This window comes from Sphingobium sp., assembly GCF_036170395.1.
In the GTDB taxonomy this organism is placed as follows: Bacteria; Pseudomonadota; Alphaproteobacteria; order Sphingomonadales; family Sphingomonadaceae; genus Sphingobium.
On sequence record NZ_JAVHPD010000043.1, the window covers coordinates 1 to 15107 of the forward strand.

19 protein-coding genes are annotated in these 15107 nt (G+C 64.9%); 16 read left to right on the forward strand and 3 right to left on the reverse strand.

Annotated features, from left to right (window positions below; translation table 11 throughout):
- Nucleotides 1–47: 47 nt before the first annotated feature.
- Both V2B31_RS11440 and V2B31_RS11445 read right to left on the reverse strand, forming a co-directional pair.
- Nucleotides 48–956, reverse strand: a complete 909-nt coding sequence (locus V2B31_RS11440; protein WP_328278592.1) for a tyrosine-type recombinase/integrase — start codon at nt 954–956, stop codon at nt 48–50.
- 506 nt (nt 957–1462) lie between these two features.
- Complete coding sequence (locus V2B31_RS11445) at nt 1463–1678, reverse strand: helix-turn-helix transcriptional regulator (RefSeq protein ID WP_086485633.1); 216 nt, start codon at nt 1676–1678, stop codon at nt 1463–1465.
- 431 nt (nt 1679–2109) lie between these two features.
- Here V2B31_RS11445 and V2B31_RS11450 point away from each other — a divergent pair, with 431 nt between their 5' ends.
- A complete protein-coding gene (locus tag V2B31_RS11450) occupies nt 2110–2385 on the forward strand; it encodes a metal/formaldehyde-sensitive transcriptional repressor (RefSeq protein WP_086485632.1) in 276 nt (91 codons plus the stop codon).
- Nucleotides 2382–3386 (forward strand): CDF family Co(II)/Ni(II) efflux transporter DmeF, encoded by a 1005-nt coding sequence (gene dmeF, locus V2B31_RS11455; protein ID WP_086485631.1) that lies wholly within the window; start codon nt 2382–2384, stop codon nt 3384–3386. The genes V2B31_RS11450 and dmeF overlap by 4 nt, the downstream gene beginning before the upstream one ends.
- Nucleotides 3387–3517: 131 nt before the next feature.
- Here the strand turns inward: dmeF and V2B31_RS11460 are convergent, their stop codons facing one another.
- Nucleotides 3518–3934 carry a helix-turn-helix domain-containing protein gene (locus V2B31_RS11460; protein WP_086485630.1) on the reverse strand — a complete coding sequence of 139 codons (417 nt, stop codon included), beginning with the start codon at nt 3932–3934 and terminating at the stop codon, nt 3518–3520.
- A gap of 447 nt (nt 3935–4381) precedes the next feature.
- Here V2B31_RS11460 and V2B31_RS11465 point away from each other — a divergent pair, with 447 nt between their 5' ends.
- The 14 genes from V2B31_RS11465 (at nt 4382) to V2B31_RS11530 (ending at nt 14815) form a co-directional block, all read left to right on the forward strand.
- Entirely contained in the window at nt 4382–4690 is a 309-nt protein-coding gene (locus tag V2B31_RS11465; RefSeq protein ID WP_086485629.1) for a hypothetical protein, read from the forward strand.
- Complete coding sequence (locus tag V2B31_RS11470) at nt 4677–5459, forward strand: DsbC family protein (protein WP_160985502.1); 783 nt, start codon at nt 4677–4679, stop codon at nt 5457–5459. Before V2B31_RS11465 ends, V2B31_RS11470 begins: the two co-directional genes overlap by 14 nt.
- Before the next feature lie 156 nt (nt 5460–5615).
- Nucleotides 5616–5933, forward strand: a complete 318-nt coding sequence (locus V2B31_RS11475; RefSeq protein WP_086485627.1) for a hypothetical protein — start codon at nt 5616–5618, stop codon at nt 5931–5933.
- 133 nt (nt 5934–6066) lie between these two features.
- A complete protein-coding gene (locus V2B31_RS11480) occupies nt 6067–6333 on the forward strand; it encodes a type IV conjugative transfer system protein TraL (RefSeq protein ID WP_086485626.1) in 267 nt (88 codons plus the stop codon).
- A gap of 9 nt (nt 6334–6342) precedes the next feature.
- Nucleotides 6343–6981, forward strand: coding sequence for a TraE/TraK family type IV conjugative transfer system protein (locus tag V2B31_RS11485; RefSeq protein ID WP_086485625.1), 639 nt, complete (start codon nt 6343–6345; stop codon nt 6979–6981).
- Entirely contained in the window at nt 6965–7723 is a 759-nt protein-coding gene (locus V2B31_RS11490; protein ID WP_086485624.1) for a type-F conjugative transfer system secretin TraK, read from the forward strand. The genes V2B31_RS11485 and V2B31_RS11490 overlap by 17 nt, the downstream gene beginning before the upstream one ends.
- Nucleotides 7720–9045 carry a TraB/VirB10 family protein gene (locus tag V2B31_RS11495; RefSeq protein ID WP_086485623.1) on the forward strand — a complete coding sequence of 442 codons (1326 nt, stop codon included), beginning with the start codon at nt 7720–7722 and terminating at the stop codon, nt 9043–9045. The genes V2B31_RS11490 and V2B31_RS11495 overlap by 4 nt, the downstream gene beginning before the upstream one ends.
- A 35-nt stretch (nt 9046–9080) precedes the next feature.
- Entirely contained in the window at nt 9081–9674 is a 594-nt protein-coding gene (locus V2B31_RS11500; RefSeq protein ID WP_086485622.1) for a TraV family lipoprotein, read from the forward strand.
- On the forward strand, nt 9671–12193 hold the full coding sequence (locus V2B31_RS11505; RefSeq protein WP_286866163.1) for a TraC family protein: 2523 nt from the start codon (nt 9671–9673) through the stop codon (nt 12191–12193). Before V2B31_RS11500 ends, V2B31_RS11505 begins: the two co-directional genes overlap by 4 nt.
- A complete protein-coding gene (locus tag V2B31_RS11510) occupies nt 12190–12516 on the forward strand; it encodes a hypothetical protein (RefSeq protein ID WP_086485620.1) in 327 nt (108 codons plus the stop codon). Before V2B31_RS11505 ends, V2B31_RS11510 begins: the two co-directional genes overlap by 4 nt.
- Nucleotides 12513–12920, forward strand: coding sequence for a hypothetical protein (locus V2B31_RS11515; protein ID WP_086485619.1), 408 nt, complete (start codon nt 12513–12515; stop codon nt 12918–12920). Before V2B31_RS11510 ends, V2B31_RS11515 begins: the two co-directional genes overlap by 4 nt.
- Nucleotides 12917–13153 (forward strand): hypothetical protein, encoded by a 237-nt coding sequence (locus V2B31_RS11520; RefSeq protein WP_086485949.1) that lies wholly within the window; start codon nt 12917–12919, stop codon nt 13151–13153. The genes V2B31_RS11515 and V2B31_RS11520 overlap by 4 nt, the downstream gene beginning before the upstream one ends.
- The gene (locus tag V2B31_RS11525) at nt 13143–13802 is read left to right on the forward strand and encodes a conjugal transfer protein TraW (protein ID WP_254908046.1); all 660 of its coding nucleotides are present in this window, start codon (nt 13143–13145) and stop codon (nt 13800–13802) included. The genes V2B31_RS11520 and V2B31_RS11525 overlap by 11 nt, the downstream gene beginning before the upstream one ends.
- Nucleotides 13799–14815: a TraU family protein gene (locus V2B31_RS11530; protein WP_328278608.1), complete on the forward strand. Its 1017-nt coding sequence runs from the start codon at nt 13799–13801 to the stop codon at nt 14813–14815. The genes V2B31_RS11525 and V2B31_RS11530 overlap by 4 nt, the downstream gene beginning before the upstream one ends.
- Nucleotides 14816–15107: the final 292 nt, after the last annotated feature.

Consider the following 15107-nt stretch of genomic DNA (forward strand, 5'->3'; position numbering starts at 1 on the left):
ACGATCCGGCCATCTCGTTTGTCGTCAGGCGGCCAACATAACTGTCGTCACACAGGGTCGATCCCTGCGGCCATGAATACCTCTGTGACGACTGCAAGAGCCTGCGCGGACAGCGGCACCACATTCGCTTTGCCATTTTTCGCTCGGTCGCCCGGGACGGTCCAGACCTTCGCCTTGAAATCGAACTCGTCACAAGCTGCATCGAGCACTTCTCCCCGGCGTTGAGCCGTAAGGACAAGCATCTGCACAAGGTGACCGAACGGATAGCCATCCTCGACCGCAGATTGCCATAGCGCCGCGAGTTCTCGGTCGCTGAGTACGCGATCACGAGGTTCATTCCGCTTCGGACGCCACGCGTCCCGGCAGGGATTAGCAGGTATATGCTCGAGTCTGGTAAGTGCCCACGTGTAGAAGGTCGAAAGATGGCGATAGACGATCCGGGCCATCGTCAGGGTTTCCTTGCCCCGCTCGAATGCGATCTTCTCAACAAAGCGGCTCACGTCACCTCGGGTAATGGAGTCCGCGAGGCGGTCTCCCAGCTCGGGCTCAATGTACTTTCGGAAGACTCGATCGAACTCCCTCGCGCTGCGCTTTTTGCCCTCGATCTGCTGGGACAGATACGTCTCGTAGAGCTCGGCGACCGTACCGACGCCCTTTGACCCCTTCCTCTTAGCACCCGGCTTCCTGGCAATGCTCTTGCCTTGCTCGACATCGACAAGCAGATCGCGCGCCTTCTTACGCGCATGGGCTAGGGTAAAACTCGGACCATGGCGTCCGATGGTCACATTCAACCACTTGCCCTGAACCCGCTTGCGCAGAATGTACGTCTTGATACCACTGGCACCCATGCGGAGCCTCAGGCCGGGGACGATACCATCGGCCAGCTCAATTTGACCAGCCGCCGGCGCCTTGAGCCCTGCGATCTTCGCGTCCGTCAAACCCACTTTGTTCGCCATATGTACCTGCTACCTTAGGTAGCTTTTTGTAGTGGATACTGGCGAACATTTCAAGAACAATGCGGACTGTGAATCGCAGATTTCCGCCATTTTTGGAAACATGCGGATGCGCTAGGACCCTCTGATCATGGCTCTTAATCAGCGGGTCCTTGGTTCGAGCCCAAGTGCGTCCACCACTACTTTCTTAATAATTTCAGTGACTTGTCACAGTAACCTAAGGTCGATTTTCGATCAAGATTCCGCTGGTGTGCAGCAAACTGTGCAGCAGATTTCACGTGATGCGAGGCTCCCAGAGGTTCGGGAATGTTCCTGCCAGTGACGCCTTGTTCGCGTGCGCCGACCTCAAAATCTGCCGTGCAAGACCTGACTTGAGGCATCTAGCCCTGGCTTGTGAACGAGCCTTATGCTGCTCACGGAAAGCCGATTCGCAAGCGACGTTCGGGGAAGGCTTTGCCTGCGCACCGTTCGGAACTAGCGGACGTTCGGTCTGCTATCGTGAAAATTGGCTATGGGTTTCCTGGCCGCGATGCCAGAGCCTCATCCCGGGCGGCCTTTCGCTGATCCAACCAGTCATCGATCTCGGAAGCTATCCAGCGGTTCGTGCCTACGCCCAGTTTGATCGGTGCGGGAAAGCGCCCCTGCTTGATCAAGCGTGCCACATGCTGGCGGGTGAAAGGAATATCCTTCGCCTTTAGATCGGAGAATGCCAGCAGATTACGCATTGCAACGTCCGATCGGGTCGCCTGCCGACTTCAGTGTTGTGGTTGAGGGATTGGGGTCTTCGACAGTTGTCTGTCCGCTGCTTCCGCTTCCTTCCCTCTCCCTTCCCTTCCGGCCGATTTGGAACGGTTGGACCGCCATCCGGCCATTACGCGAACGCGTTCGCCGAAGCTGATCGTATGAGTCCGCATGGGAATAGCGCATGGATTGCTACCCTGTGGGCAACGCAGGCAGGCCATGACGCGCAGCCAATCTAGCATTTCCGGAGCGGCTTCCAAAGGACGAAGATCGCGCTTTCAGGCAAGCAAATGCCGCATATTGCGTTCTCGCTTATCATTCCCGCGGCGGGATCTCGTCGCTTAGCTCCGGTGTATGCCACCGCCCGCCCGGAACAGTTGTCAGCCTGTCCCTAAATAATATAGGGGGGTATAGTATGGCACACACATCTCGAAACGACTCCGATCTCATGGCGCGGGTCAAACGCATCGCAGGACAGGTCGCAGCGGTCGAACGCGGCCTCACTGACAAGGCGCCCTGCGCCGATATTCTCCAACTCGTCGCGGCGGTGCGCGGCGCTGTGAACGGGTTGATGGACGAGATCATCGTCGAGCATCTCAATGAGCATGTCGCACGGCCCGGCCTTGACGATACCGAGCGCGCGGCCGGCGCCGCGGAGCTGACAACCGTGATCCGGCGCTATTCCAAATGACTCGCGATACGGACGTCTTGCGAAGCGCCGAGACCCTCGCGCACGATCACAACTTCCTGGGCGCGAGCCATGACGAGAATGCGCGGCGCACCCGCATCGTCGTCGTGCTGACCTTCGCGATGATGATCGGCGAGATCGCCGCCGGCTATCTGACCGGATCGATGGCGCTGCTCGCGGACGGCTTCCACATGGCGACCCATGCGGGCGCGCTCGGCGTCGCGGCCTTCGCCTATGGCTATGCCCGGCGCCATGCGCGCGATCCGCGCTTCACTTTCGGCACCGGCAAGGTCGGCGAGTTGGCCGGCTTTGCCAGCGCCCTCGTGCTGGCGATCATCGCGCTCGGTATCGGCATCGAGTCGGTCCGGCGACTCTTCGCGCCCGCCGACATCGCCTATGTCGAGGCGATCTGGATCGCGATCCTCGGCCTGATCGTGAACCTCGTCAGCGCCTGGCTGCTCGGCAGCCATCATCATGGCCACGGTCACGAGGGCCATCACGATCATCATGCGCACGACCATCACGGGCATTATCGCCATCATCACGAGCACGACAACAATCTGCGCGCGGCCTACTTCCATGTCCTCGCCGACGCGCTGACCTCGCTGCTGGCGATCGCCGCGCTGCTTGCCGGTTTGTTTCTCGGCTGGCGCTGGATGGATGCCGCCATGGGAGTCGTCGGTGCGGTCGTGATCGCCCGCTGGTCATTCGGCCTGCTGCGCGACAGCTCGGCCGTGCTGGTCGACGCGGCCGCCAATACCGAGCTTGAAGACGAGATCCGCGAGGCGATCGAGGACGGCGATGCCCGCATCACCGATCTTCACGTCTGGCAGGTGGGTCCGGGCAAGTTCGCCGCGATCGTCGCTCTGGTCGCGGAACGACCCTTGCCTCCCGGGGATTATGCCAGACGGGTCCGGGTGCATGACGAGTTCGTCCACGTCACGATCGAGCCGCACCCCGCCAGAGAAGAGACCGGGCACATATGCGGGCTGTGTAGTCGCTGACCGTTGGTCTGGATCCAGCTGCGTTGGCCGATCATCGCAAAGCAGCTGTGGCCCTATTTGTCTGCGGGTCAATCGGATCGAACAATATCCGCTCGATGAAGATGCGCCGCAGTTCGGAGCGGTCGCGGGTTTCATATCTGGCCGCAATCATCGCCGCGCCGCCATTGGGGTGAGAGATCCTGCTTGAGCGCGGTGAGCACCGAATCCGATATCATCTCGATGCACTTGCGCTCGATGGCGGGCAGATCGCCGTAGATGAGCTGACGCGGGAACCGCATGCGCTGGCCCGCAAAGAGGATCGAGAAGGCGATATGTCCCGTCGGCATACCGAGGCTGAGCGTGGCTTTCAGATGATCCTCCAGCTTCGTGCCCGGCGCCCCGGCCTCGATCTCGCGCATCCAGCGCGGGCTGCCGCCCATGTTGGCGGCAAGCTCTATTTGCGTGATGCCGCGCAGGTTCCGCTCGTGCCTGATCCGCTCGCCGGACAGCAGCTTGATCTCCCTGAAGATCGACGTGTCGACGGCGGCAAATTTATCGTCGGGCTCCATGATCTCGTCCTCCGCAGCAACGCGTCCTGGCGCGATGGATCGCCCGAAATATCTAATTAGCCCAGACGGTCGTCCGCAATAATAGATGCCGATGATTTTAGAGGAATATATCTACCGAATAGGCATGAATACGTGCCCGCACCAGTCGAATACGGTATAGTCGGCATTTCGTTGCCGAATTCATCCAAAATGGGGTGTTTCGGAGTTTATTTTCCGAAAGTGCGACAGAGCGGCGCGAACGAACCCATCATACCGAAATAAAGCTATTTTCGAGCAATTCCGGCTAATTTCGAAGCTGGCGGCACTCAGCTGCCGGGGCCTGTTGCAATCGACTTCGAATCCCATCAGTCAAACCTCGTTCCGAACAACTCAAGTCGAATCGGGCCTGATACTTCGGATCGTTAAGTAACTTTAACCTTGGCGCGTTGCGCCGACATGGAGTCGTGCATGAAGCCGATTGCCAAAGCGATGACGGCTGCCCTGGGCGTCCTCGTCCTTACGACGACAGCCTGCGCGACGCCGGACAATCGCTCCCAGCGCCTCAGCTCCATGCCGGACGTGGGGCGGCATCGGACCATCGCCGCGACGGCGGACGGCTTTGTGATCCGCGCGGCGGCATCGGCCCCGGCGGAGAACGGCGGCCTGTCGGCCACGGCCCGTGAACACATCCCGGTAGGATCGGGCACGCATCTCGATGCGCGCCTGCTCTCACCTCCGGTTAGCGCCATTCAGGAGATTTCGCATGCGCATCCGTAAGCTCGGGCCAAAGATCGGGGCAGCAGCCCTCGCCCTGCCTCTGATCCTCGCTGCCCAAAGCGCCGCCTCGGCGCAGCAAGCCGATCCGCTCGCCGCGGCGGCGCGCGAAGCCGAGAGCGAACTGCGGCAGACCTTCACCAATCTCCAGTTCGAGGATTTCGGACCGGCGCCGGTCAAGGGTCCGATCTACCAGGCGAGCGCGGGTGGTCGCATCATCTACTACGCGCCCGAGAGCGAGCACCTGCTGTTCGCGGAGGTCTACGACCGCAACGGGCAGAATCTGACCGCGCTGGCGCAGAATTCCACTGCGGCGAGGAAGCTCGCCGCGATCGACACCAGCAAGGCCCTAGCTATCGGCCCCGAAGGCGCACCCGTCGTCCTCGAGTTCACTGATCCCGATTGCCCCTACTGCCGCGCGCTCGACCGCTTCTGGGCAGCAAAGGCCGCCGAGGGCAAGCCGGTGCGCCGCCTCATCTTCTTCGTCTCCGGCATCCATCCCGAGGCTGCCGCCAAGGCCGAGCATGTCCATTGCTCGCCCGACAAGGAAGCCGCGTTCAAGGCGATCTACGCCGGTGCCGCTCCCGCGCAGTTGCGCAAATGCGCGGAAGGCAAGGCGCGGGTCGAAGCCGACGCCGGCGTCGTGCGCAGCGTCGGGATCACCGGCACGCCGACGCTGATCGCGGAAGGCAAGATCATCTCCGGCTTCCGGCAGGCCGAGATCGAGGAGTTCCTCGCCGGGACGAAGGCGCTCGCCAATGCCGGGCGCTGACCACGTCCCGATCCCTGGTGCGGCGATCACCGCGCCAGCCCCATGCCGGCGGCGAGACCCGAGACGGGCCGTCCAGCCTCGCCGCCGGCCGACAGCGATCCCCATCGATGCCGGCAAGCAGATCCCGGAGCGGCCCATCTTCACAGGAGCAAATGCATGTTGAGGACCATCGGTCGGCAGACCGTCTCGCTCGCCAATGTCGGCATCCCTTTGACCGCGCTCGCGCTGCTCGGCGCCGGTGGGGCTCACGCCTTCTCCGCGCCGGCCGCGGGTGACCTCGGCTACGACATCTACGATATCGTCGTGAACCAGGGCGTCAAAGGCCCGCTCGGCTTCGTCGGCGGCGTCGCCGCCTTCCTGTTCGGCGTGAGCAGGCTGTTCTCGAACATCATGATCGGCATCCCGACGATCGTCGCGGCGGTCTGCCTGATCAAGGCGGACTCGATCCTCCAGACCTTCGGGATGGTCATCTGACGGTTCGGTCCGTGGTCCGCCCACGCGGACCGCGGGCCTCAACGGGCCAGCGCGCACAGGCGCGATGGCGAGACAGCCCACGAAGTTCAACCGGCTTCGGAAGGGAGGTCACGACGCAAGGAGGAGAAGGCTCATGAACGAGCGGCTACCCCAATATCTGCACAAGCCGGTCCAGATCCTGTGGTTCGGATCGGACGAATTCGTGCTGGTGATCACCGTCATCTTCGTCGCCGTAGTCCTCGGCGGGATGCTCGGTTGGGCGCTCGTTGCGGGTCTTCTCCTTTTCGTCCCCTGGCTTCGCACCAAGCCGCGCGGGTTCATCCCGCACATGGCCTGGCGCTGGGGCCTCGTCAGCTTTCGCAACTATCCGGGTCCGACGCAGACCCGCTTCTTCGAGTGAGTCCAAGCGATGTTCGGACGCAAATCCCCCGACGCGCCTCCACGCGACCCCCTGCTCGGCAAGCCCGCAAGCTTCGGCATGCACCGCTACCTGCAGGGCGCGAGCAACCTGTTCGAGGAGAACCGGCTGCTGAAGCTCGCCGTGATCGGCCTGTTCGGCATTACCGCCGTGCTCGGCACGCTCATCTACACCTCGAACCAGAACACCCGCACCGTGGTCGTGCCGTTCGGCAGCGGCGGCGACCTCTATGTGACCGGCAGCGAGCCGTCCGAGGCATACCTGCGCACGATTACGCGCAACGTGGTGTCGCTGTCGGGCACCTATTCGGCTTACTCGGCGGACCGGCAGTTCCAGGAGCTGCTCTCGATCGTCCACCCCTCGACCTACAATAGCGTGCGCGACAGTCTCAACCGCCTGCTCGACGAGCTGGCCGACAATCCGACACTCTCGATCGCGACTTATATCCGCCCCGATCAGCCGGTGACCTGGACCAGGACCGAGATCCTCGTTCCCGTCGAAAAGGTGCGCGTGATCGGCGGCGTGATCCGCAAGTTCCGGGGCAATCTGCGGATCCGATACGTGATCGACAACGGCCGCTTCTGGCTGACCGCCCTCAATGAGGAGAAGTTTGATGCACAGCCCCGCTAAGCGGCTGCTGGCGCTCGGCCTCGCCCTGATGCCGCTGCCCGTCATGGCGCAGACCATCGTCGCGCTGCCCGACCAGACCAGCACGATCCGCCTGTCCAACCGCGACATCAATCATGTGATCTGCGCGGGCGGCGAGATCGAGGACGTCAAGTTCTCCGCCGAGAAGGCGATCGCCGTCGAAAAAGCCGGACGCGACGCGTGGATCAAGTTTCTCGTCCGCGAGATCGACGACGCCGGTGCGGTGACGCGGACTTTCGTGACGGTCCCGTCCGAATTCTTCATCACCTGCAACGGCGCGGTCTTTGCGCTTTACGCCGAACCATCCGACATTCCGGCGCAGACGGTGACGTTGCAGCCGGGGGGCGCCCAGCGCGCGCAGGCGAACGAGGAACTGCTCGGACCGCTGGTCGAGGAAGAACGCGCGGTCTCGATCACGCTCTCGATGCTCCAGGACCGGATACCGGCGAGCTTCACCAGCGTCGCACCGCGCTCGGGCCCGCTCCGCCTGGGGCTGCTCCCCGATGCCAGCATCGAGGAACGGCGCCGCATTGAGGTCGACGGCTCGGGCCTCTCGGCCTCGGAGTATCTGGTGTCGGTGGCGAGCGACACGCTGCTCGACGAACGCAGCTTCCTCGACAGCGCGCTCGGCGCCAATATCTTCGCGGTCACGCTCGACCGCGGCACTCTGTCGGCGGGCGAGACGGCCCGGCTGATCGTCGTGCGCCGGGGAACCATACAATGAGCCCCGCCGGTCCCAATGATCGCAGCCCCGGCAATCGCGGCGGTCGCGGTGATCGCACGCTTCAGGACCGGGACGGCGAACTCGACCTCGACGGTTTTCAGGAGGAACGCGTTCGTCCCGACCTCGCCTCGCGCGGTCCGGCATTGCTCGATCTCAAGGCGCGCTGGCAGACGCTGAGCGCGCGCCAGCAGCTGCGCTTGAAGCAGCTCGGCGTCGCCGGCGTGATCGGCGCGCTGGGGCTCGGCCTCTATTCGGCGAGCGGCGACAAGGCCGAGGAAGCCGCCGCGCCGCCGAGTTCGCATCTCGACATGGGTGCGGGACTTCGCGGCGACAGCCTCGAGATCAAGCTGCGCGGCGACCTGAAGAAGATCCTCGACGGTCAGACGCTGCTCGGCGAGCGCGTGACCGCGATCGAGGAAGGCAAGATCGTGCCTGGGACCGGCACGGCGGGCGCGATCGACGGCGACCTGCCGCCGGCGATCCCCGGCGCGGTTCCCGACTTTCCCGAACCGCCCGCGACCGGCGACATCGATCCATCGGCGTCCGCTCCTCCGGCGCCTCCCGCGGCCCCGCCCGCACCCCCTGCTCCGCCGGTCGAAAAGACAGTGGGCGCGATCGGCGCGGCGACCGCGCCGGTCGGCGGCGGAGATGCGGCAGCGGGCGCTAAAAAAAAGGCCCGGACGATCTATTTGCCGCCTGGTTTCATGAAGGCGCGGCTGCTGACCGGGATCGACGCGCTGGCGAGCCGGGACGCGACCAACAATCCCGAGCCGCTGATCGCGCGTGTCCAGGCGCCTGCCGTGCTGCCCAATGACGTCAAGGCCAACCTCTCCGGCTGCTTCGTCATCGGCAACGCCACCGGCAGCCTCGCCAAGGAGCGGGTCGAAGTCCAGCTGGTCTCGCTGTCCTGCGTCGACTTCGACGAACGCTCGGTGGTCGATCAGCCGATCAAGGGCTTCTTCGTCGATGCCGACGGCAAGAAGGGCCTCTCCGGCAAGGTCGTCACCCGTGCCGGCGCGGCGCTGGCCCGCTCCTTTATCGCGGGCACCATCACCGGAGTCGCGCAGACGGTCGAGAACACGGTCGGCAATGTCTCGACCTCGGCGCTGGGCTCGGTCCGCACGCTGGATGCGGGCGACGCGGCGCAGGCGGGCATCGCCGGCGGCCTGTCGCGCTCGTCGGACAAGCTGACAGACTTCTATCTCGATCTCGCGCGCCAGGCCGGCCCCATCGTCGAGGTCGGCGCGGCCAAGGATGTCGTCGTCGTCATCCAGGAAGGCGTCAGCCTCGAAATCAAGCCCACCGCGGGGAGCAAATTCTGATGCGCCCGCCAGCAAACACCAGGGGAGTACGTCCCATGTTTCATCGTCCGCGAGGCCGCGCGATCCGGGCCGCTGCATTGATCCTCACGCTTCCCTTGCTCGGCGGCTGCGCGACGCTGGGATCGGTGATGTCGCCCTACAGCGAGAAGTTCAGCTGCAAGAACGACGATCATGGCCAGTGCATCCATCCCGACAAGGCCTATGCCGACGCCGTGGCTGGCGTGGCGTCGAAGTCCGATCCGGCCGTCACCAACGACAGGAAGCTGCTGAAGGACGGCAAGCCCGCGCGCGGTTCCGGCAAGGCAGGCACCGCAAAGACAGGGTCGGGCGCGTTCGCGGGCTATCGTGACTCCGTATATCGCGAACTGCAGGGCCTGATCGAGCAGCCAGTCACGCCGATGCTGAAGCCCCCGCGCACGGTACGCACCCTGATCCTGCCCTATGCCGATCGGCAGCGGCCCGACCGGCTCTACATGCCGCGCTATGTCTATTCTTTGGTCGAGCGCCCGCAATGGGTTGTGGGCGACTATCTGGTCACGCCCGTATCTCCGGCATCACGCGCGAACGTGCTCGAACAGGTCAGGGATCGTGCCGACGACGGCCAGAACGACACGGGACCGCGGCCATGACCAGCTACCAATCGGGCATGACGCTCGCGCGGCTGCGCCGCAGCGTCGAGCGCGACAGCTATTCCGACTATCTGCCGCTCGCCGCCTGGGTCGAGGAAGAGCAGGCCTTCCTCACCATCGACGATGGCTGGGGCTACGCCTGGGAGCTGGTTCCCACCGCCTATTTGTTCGCGCATGTGCATGAGGCGTTGCTGGGGCTCCTCAATGTCAACTTTCCCGAAGGGACGATCCTCCAGCTTCAGAGCTTCGCCGATCCGCTGGTCGAAGGCGCTCTCGATGCCTTTCTCGATCTCAAGACGCGCCCCGATCCGCTGATCCAGGCATCGGCGCGGCGGACCTTCGACTATCTCCAGGCGGGAACCATGGGGCTGAAAGCGCTCCACGGCATCCCGGTCCGCAATTTCCGCACTTTCCTCTCGGTCAAGGCCAGGGCGCCGATGGACAGCGATCTGCGCCGGCAGATCGAGGAGCAATTATCCAAGCTCGGTATCCGGCCGATGGGGGCGGGCGAGATCGTTAGTTTCTATCGCCGCATCTTCAACGGCGTCCATGCCGCCGCGCCCGGCGTGTTCACCCAGACCGCCGATGTCCCCTTGCGCCGCCAGATTATCGACGCGGGACCGGCGCTGCGTTTCGACGGACCGGAAGTGTTTCTCGGCAACCAGGTGGCGCGCTGCCTGACCCCCAAGTCGCCGCCCAAGCGGATTACCGCCGAGCGCGCCAATCGCCTGACCGGCGGCATGCGCGGCTCGGCCGAGGACAGCGACCAGATCGGCGGGCCGTTCCTCTTCACCCTGAACGTGTTGTTCGACCATTCGCAATTCGAGATCCACAAGCGCGCGCAGATCCTCTCGGCGCAGAAGGCCGCGGGCAGCTTCGCGGTCGAGGTCGGCAAGCAGATCGAGGAGATTTCGTGGATCCTGGACGAAGTGGGCAACAGCCGCTTCGTCTCGGTGATCCCGACGCTCTGGGTGTTCGGCCGCGATCGTCACCAGGCCCGCGAGATGGCGGCGCGCGCCAAACGCCTCTGGGAGAGCGAGCCGCTGCCCTGGATGGTGCAGGAGGAAAGCTACCTCAATCCGATCCTGCTCGCCGCGAGCCTGCCGTTCGGTCTCTATCCCGAGCGCCGCACGGTCCGCATGCTTCAGCGCGATTTCCGCGTGCCGGTGCGCGCGGGCGTGCTGATGTCGCCGATCCAGACCGATTTCCGGGGCGGCGGCCGGCCGGCGCTGCTCTACACGGGCCGCAAGGGTCAGCTTATCACGCTCGACCTCTTCGATCCTCGGATCAACAATTACAACTTCATCGTCTCGGCCGAGTCCGGCGCGGGCAAGAGCTTCCTGCTCAACAACCTCTGCCAGCAATATTTCGCGCAGAACGCGCTCATCCGCATCATCGACATCGGGGGCTCCTACCGCAAGCTCTGCTCGCTCTGCTCGGGCCGCTACATCGACCTCGGCGAAGAGCATCTCGTCCTCAATCCCTTCGATCTGGGCTTGGCCCTCGACGGCGACGATCGCGAATCCGCGATCAGCATGGCCGTGTCGATCGTCGCGGAAATGGCCAATGCCGCGACCCGCAAGGGCGTCACCACCTCGGAATGGAACCTGCTCAAGTCCGCGGTGCAATGGGCGATCGACAGCGGGCGGGCCGAAGCCGGGATCGACGCGGTGCGCGAATGGCTGGGAGCCTATCCCGCCAACACCGCCTCCGATCTCGACCGCGTGGACCATCTGGTGCCGACCGCGCGCGAGCTCGCCTTCAACCTGCGCGATTTCGGTTCGGACGGGGCTTACGGCCACTATTTCAACGGGCCTTCGACCTTCGACATTTCGAGCGACGAATTCGTCGTGCTCGAACTCGAGCGCCTGAAGGCCATGCCCGACCTGTTCAACGTCGTGATCATGGTCGTGGTCAACGCCGTCACCCAGGAACTCTACCTGTCGGCGCGTGACCGGCCCCGCTTCGTGCTCTGCGATGAAGCCGCGCAGTTCATGACGCGCAGCGACGGGCAGGATCTGTCACGGCTCGCCGAGGCATTTTCCCAGGGGTATCGCCGCGCCCGCAAATATCGCGGCAGTTTCGGCATTGTCCTCCAGAGCATGAACGACCTCATGCTGTTCGGCGGCACCGGCCAGGTCATCCTCGAGAACGCCGCCACCCGCTTCCTGCTGCAGGGCTCGACCTACGACAAGGCGGTCGAGAACAAGATCCTCGACTATTCGGGTTTCGTTCTCGATCTCCTGAAATCGGTCCGCAATAACAAGCCCAACTACAGCGAGGTGTTCGTCGACTCGCCGCTCGGGCTCGGCATTGCACGCCTCGTCGTCGATCCCTTCTCCTACTGGATCAACACCTCGGCGCCCGAAGATGTCGCGGCCTTCGAGGCGCTGGTGCGCCGAGGCCGATCGCCGCTCGAGGCGGTCTGCGATCTTGCCGGCGTCGATCCCGCCGAGGTCCTCGGAAACGCGGGCCAGACGGACAGCGCCGTCGCATTCAAGCGGGGTGCGCGGTCATGAGCCGGCGTTTTGCCTCCCCCGACCAGCTGCCGCTCCGGCTCGTCGAGAACGGCGACAATGACCTCGAACGGATCGTCGAGGCGCGCGTGGCGAAGCGCGCCGAGGCCGATGCGCTGCGCTGGCGGTTCCGCCTCGTCGTCATCGAAACGGTGATGATCGCATCGCTGGTGCTCGTCGCCGGGCTGGTTCTCGAGCAGCCGACCGGACTCGTCCTGCGCAGCGCTGCGCTGGTCGGCGCTGGCTGCTTCCTGACCGGATTGCTGATGATCGCGCTGACCGGTGCCGTGAGCCGGTTGCTCGCGAAATTGCGGAGGCCTCGATGATCCTCGACCCGCTCCCGCCCCAAGACACCAATCCCCTGGCGGCCGTTCAGCGCCGGCCCGACGAAACGCTGCACGCCTACCTGCTCCGCTGCCAGGAGGAACTGAGCGGCCGGATCCAGCTGCTCGCGGCGGTCCGCGATGCCTATATCCAGATCCTGGGCATGGAGCGCATCCGCTGGCGGCGGTGCAAGCTCCTGCTGGCGTTCACCGGGCCGGTGATCGCCAGTCTGGCCTATGCGGGCCTTGCTTGCTGTGCAGCCACGGACAGCGTTCCCGCGCCGCTCATGGCCGCCCTGATCGCCTGTGCCGGGCTCGCCGGCGCGGCGCTGGCGCTCGCCGTCGCGCACATTCTCGATCGGCTTCCCGATTGGATGGCCGCGCGAAGGTCACGGAGATGGCGATGAACGGCATCTTCTCCGCCTCGCCCTGTCCGTCCTCGATCCGCCTGCTGGTCGGCACGCATCTGCTGCTGATCGTGCAGTCGGGGCTGGTGCTGTGGTCGGCCCCGGACCTCGGCGGCAACCAGGCGCTCATCTGGCTGACCCTCGTGCTCGGCCTCTCGGCGTTCATCTGTGCGGTCTGCGGCGAAAGCCGCACGCCGCCCGTGCCGTGGAGGGAGCGCCGCCGTGGCCGATGATCGCACCCGCCAGCGCTGGCCCATCGTCGCCTTCCAGTCCGCGACGATCGCCGGGCTCCTGGCCCGCGCGGTGCTGATCGCGTCGTCCGCCCGTGCCGACACCTCGACCATCGGCCGCACCTGGCCGATCGCCGAGCCCGACGCGATGGCCGAGATCGAGGCCCGCGCCGCGCAGCAGCCGCCCGATATCAGGGCGAAGTTCGGCCCGCGTTCGGCATGGAGCGCGCTCAAGGGTGCGACTCTCGCCACCGCGCGCGAGAATCGTGTGCGCCATGTCGTGCCTTTCTACACGCTCGACCAGGAAATCCGTCTGCCCGACGGCAAGCTGCTCTATCCCAAGGGCTTCACCTTCAACCCGCTGACCTATGTCTCGCTGCCGCAGCGCCTCGTCATCGTTCACCCCCGCGATCTCGCCTGGGCGCTGAAGACGGCGACGCTTACCGACTGGATCGTCCTGACCGGCGGCGGCGATCCAAAAGACGATGCCCTGTCGCTCGGCGAACGCCACAGCCGCGCGCTGTTCATGCTCGAGGAACGAGTGAAGGACCGGCTCGGCCTCACGGTCGCGCCCGTCATTGTGCGGCAGGTCGGACAAAAGCTCGAACTCACCGAAGTCAACCTGTCAGCCAAGGGAGGGCGAGGCCAATGACCCGCCTTGCATCCGCTCTGCGCGTCGGAGCCGCCGCGATCCTGCTGTCGCTGCTCGCGCCCACCACGCCCGCGCATGCTTCCAAATGCCCTTCGGACACGGTGTTCAATCCGATCACCAAGGTCAGGTGGAATTGCATCTTCCCGATCACCATCGGCGGCGTGCGCGTCGGCAGCTACGACAAGCTCGACAAGGCGCTCGACGCGCAGTCGGCGTCCAAGCCGCTCTGCGCCTGCCGCAAGGGCGCGACCTTCTGGTTCGGGGTCAAGGTCAGCTTCTGGACACCCAACCGCATGGTTGACGTCGTCACCGAGCCCGGCTGCATGATGGCGCTCGGCGTCGACCTCCTGCCGACCGGCGGCAAGCTCCAGGGCAGCCAGTCGTCGATCTCCGACGGGACCAACACCACCAAGCTGTTTGCGCAGGCGCATTACTACATCGCGCCGGTCTGGAAGATGCTCGACATGTTCACCGACCTGCCGTGCATCGAGGATGACGGCTTCGATGTCGCGATGATCACCGAGGTTCTGCCGACCTGGCAGTCGGGCACGCTCGGCGCGATCATCCAGCCCGAGGGCATCCTGTTCGGCAATCCGGCAGCAGGCCTTGCCTGCATGGCCGACAGCGCCGCCGCCGCCGCGGGCAAGACCATCGATCCCCTGTTCTGGTGCATGGGGTCGTGGGGCGCGACCTATCCGGTTGCCGGCGACATCCATATGGGCGACCGGGTCGAGGCCTGGGCCGGGCTGGCGGCGCGCACGACATTCATGATGGGGCGCCTGGGCGCACTCACCATCCATTCCGAGGACGGCTGCTCGTTCAAGGCTCAGCCGATTTGGACCAAGAGCCGCTACAAGCTCCAGATCATGGAGCCCGTCAAGGGCGGCAAGTGCGTCAACATCGGCCGGCCCGGCGCGCTCTGGACCAGCGGCAAGCATGCGCCGGGCAAGGACAACGCCCAGTTCATGCTCTTCGAAAAAGCGATCTGCTGCGCGGGGATTTCCACGCCATGAGCCGGTCGCTTCCCCCATCCCGCGCATCCGGCACGGGCGGTTGTCCCGCTCGTCACGGAAGGCTCCCCACCGTGAGCGGGCGCGCGGACGGAGCGGCGGCGGTGCCCCCTGCCGCCGTCGCTCCACCTATGGTCAGCGCGGCCGAATGCCCCCCATCGTGGGCGGCAGGCCCCCCTCATGCCGCGCCGGTGGCGGCCGCGCTGACCACCTTCGAGGGCCAGGCCGTCTTCCGGATACTCTCGCCCGGATCCAGCGCATTCCGCGCGGGAGACGTGTTCCGGTTCCGGCGCGG

Excerpts from the sequence above, each read along its gene's own strand:
- V2B31_RS11440 (WP_328278592.1), bottom strand. The coding sequence starts at position 956 with ATGGCGAACAAAGTGGGTTTGACGGACGCGAAGATCGCAGGGCTCAAG.
- V2B31_RS11445 (WP_086485633.1), bottom strand. The coding sequence starts at position 1,678 with ATGCGTAATCTGCTGGCATTCTCCGATCTAAAGGCGAAGGATATTCCT.
- V2B31_RS11450 (WP_086485632.1), top strand. The coding sequence starts at position 2,110 with ATGGCACACACATCTCGAAACGACTCCGATCTCATGGCGCGGGTCAAA.
- dmeF (WP_086485631.1), top strand. The coding sequence starts at position 2,382 with ATGACTCGCGATACGGACGTCTTGCGAAGCGCCGAGACCCTCGCGCAC.
- V2B31_RS11460 (WP_086485630.1), bottom strand. The coding sequence starts at position 3,934 with ATGGAGCCCGACGATAAATTTGCCGCCGTCGACACGTCGATCTTCAGG.
- V2B31_RS11465 (WP_086485629.1), top strand. The coding sequence starts at position 4,382 with ATGAAGCCGATTGCCAAAGCGATGACGGCTGCCCTGGGCGTCCTCGTC.
- V2B31_RS11470 (WP_160985502.1), top strand. The coding sequence starts at position 4,677 with ATGCGCATCCGTAAGCTCGGGCCAAAGATCGGGGCAGCAGCCCTCGCC.
- V2B31_RS11475 (WP_086485627.1), top strand. The coding sequence starts at position 5,616 with ATGTTGAGGACCATCGGTCGGCAGACCGTCTCGCTCGCCAATGTCGGC.
- V2B31_RS11480 (WP_086485626.1), top strand. The coding sequence starts at position 6,067 with ATGAACGAGCGGCTACCCCAATATCTGCACAAGCCGGTCCAGATCCTG.
- V2B31_RS11485 (WP_086485625.1), top strand. The coding sequence starts at position 6,343 with ATGTTCGGACGCAAATCCCCCGACGCGCCTCCACGCGACCCCCTGCTC.
- V2B31_RS11490 (WP_086485624.1), top strand. The coding sequence starts at position 6,965 with ATGCACAGCCCCGCTAAGCGGCTGCTGGCGCTCGGCCTCGCCCTGATG.
- V2B31_RS11495 (WP_086485623.1), top strand. The coding sequence starts at position 7,720 with ATGAGCCCCGCCGGTCCCAATGATCGCAGCCCCGGCAATCGCGGCGGT.
- V2B31_RS11500 (WP_086485622.1), top strand. The coding sequence starts at position 9,081 with ATGTTTCATCGTCCGCGAGGCCGCGCGATCCGGGCCGCTGCATTGATC.
- V2B31_RS11505 (WP_286866163.1), top strand. The coding sequence starts at position 9,671 with ATGACCAGCTACCAATCGGGCATGACGCTCGCGCGGCTGCGCCGCAGC.
- V2B31_RS11510 (WP_086485620.1), top strand. The coding sequence starts at position 12,190 with ATGAGCCGGCGTTTTGCCTCCCCCGACCAGCTGCCGCTCCGGCTCGTC.
- V2B31_RS11515 (WP_086485619.1), top strand. The coding sequence starts at position 12,513 with ATGATCCTCGACCCGCTCCCGCCCCAAGACACCAATCCCCTGGCGGCC.
- V2B31_RS11520 (WP_086485949.1), top strand. The coding sequence starts at position 12,917 with ATGAACGGCATCTTCTCCGCCTCGCCCTGTCCGTCCTCGATCCGCCTG.
- V2B31_RS11530 (WP_328278608.1), top strand. The coding sequence starts at position 13,799 with ATGACCCGCCTTGCATCCGCTCTGCGCGTCGGAGCCGCCGCGATCCTG.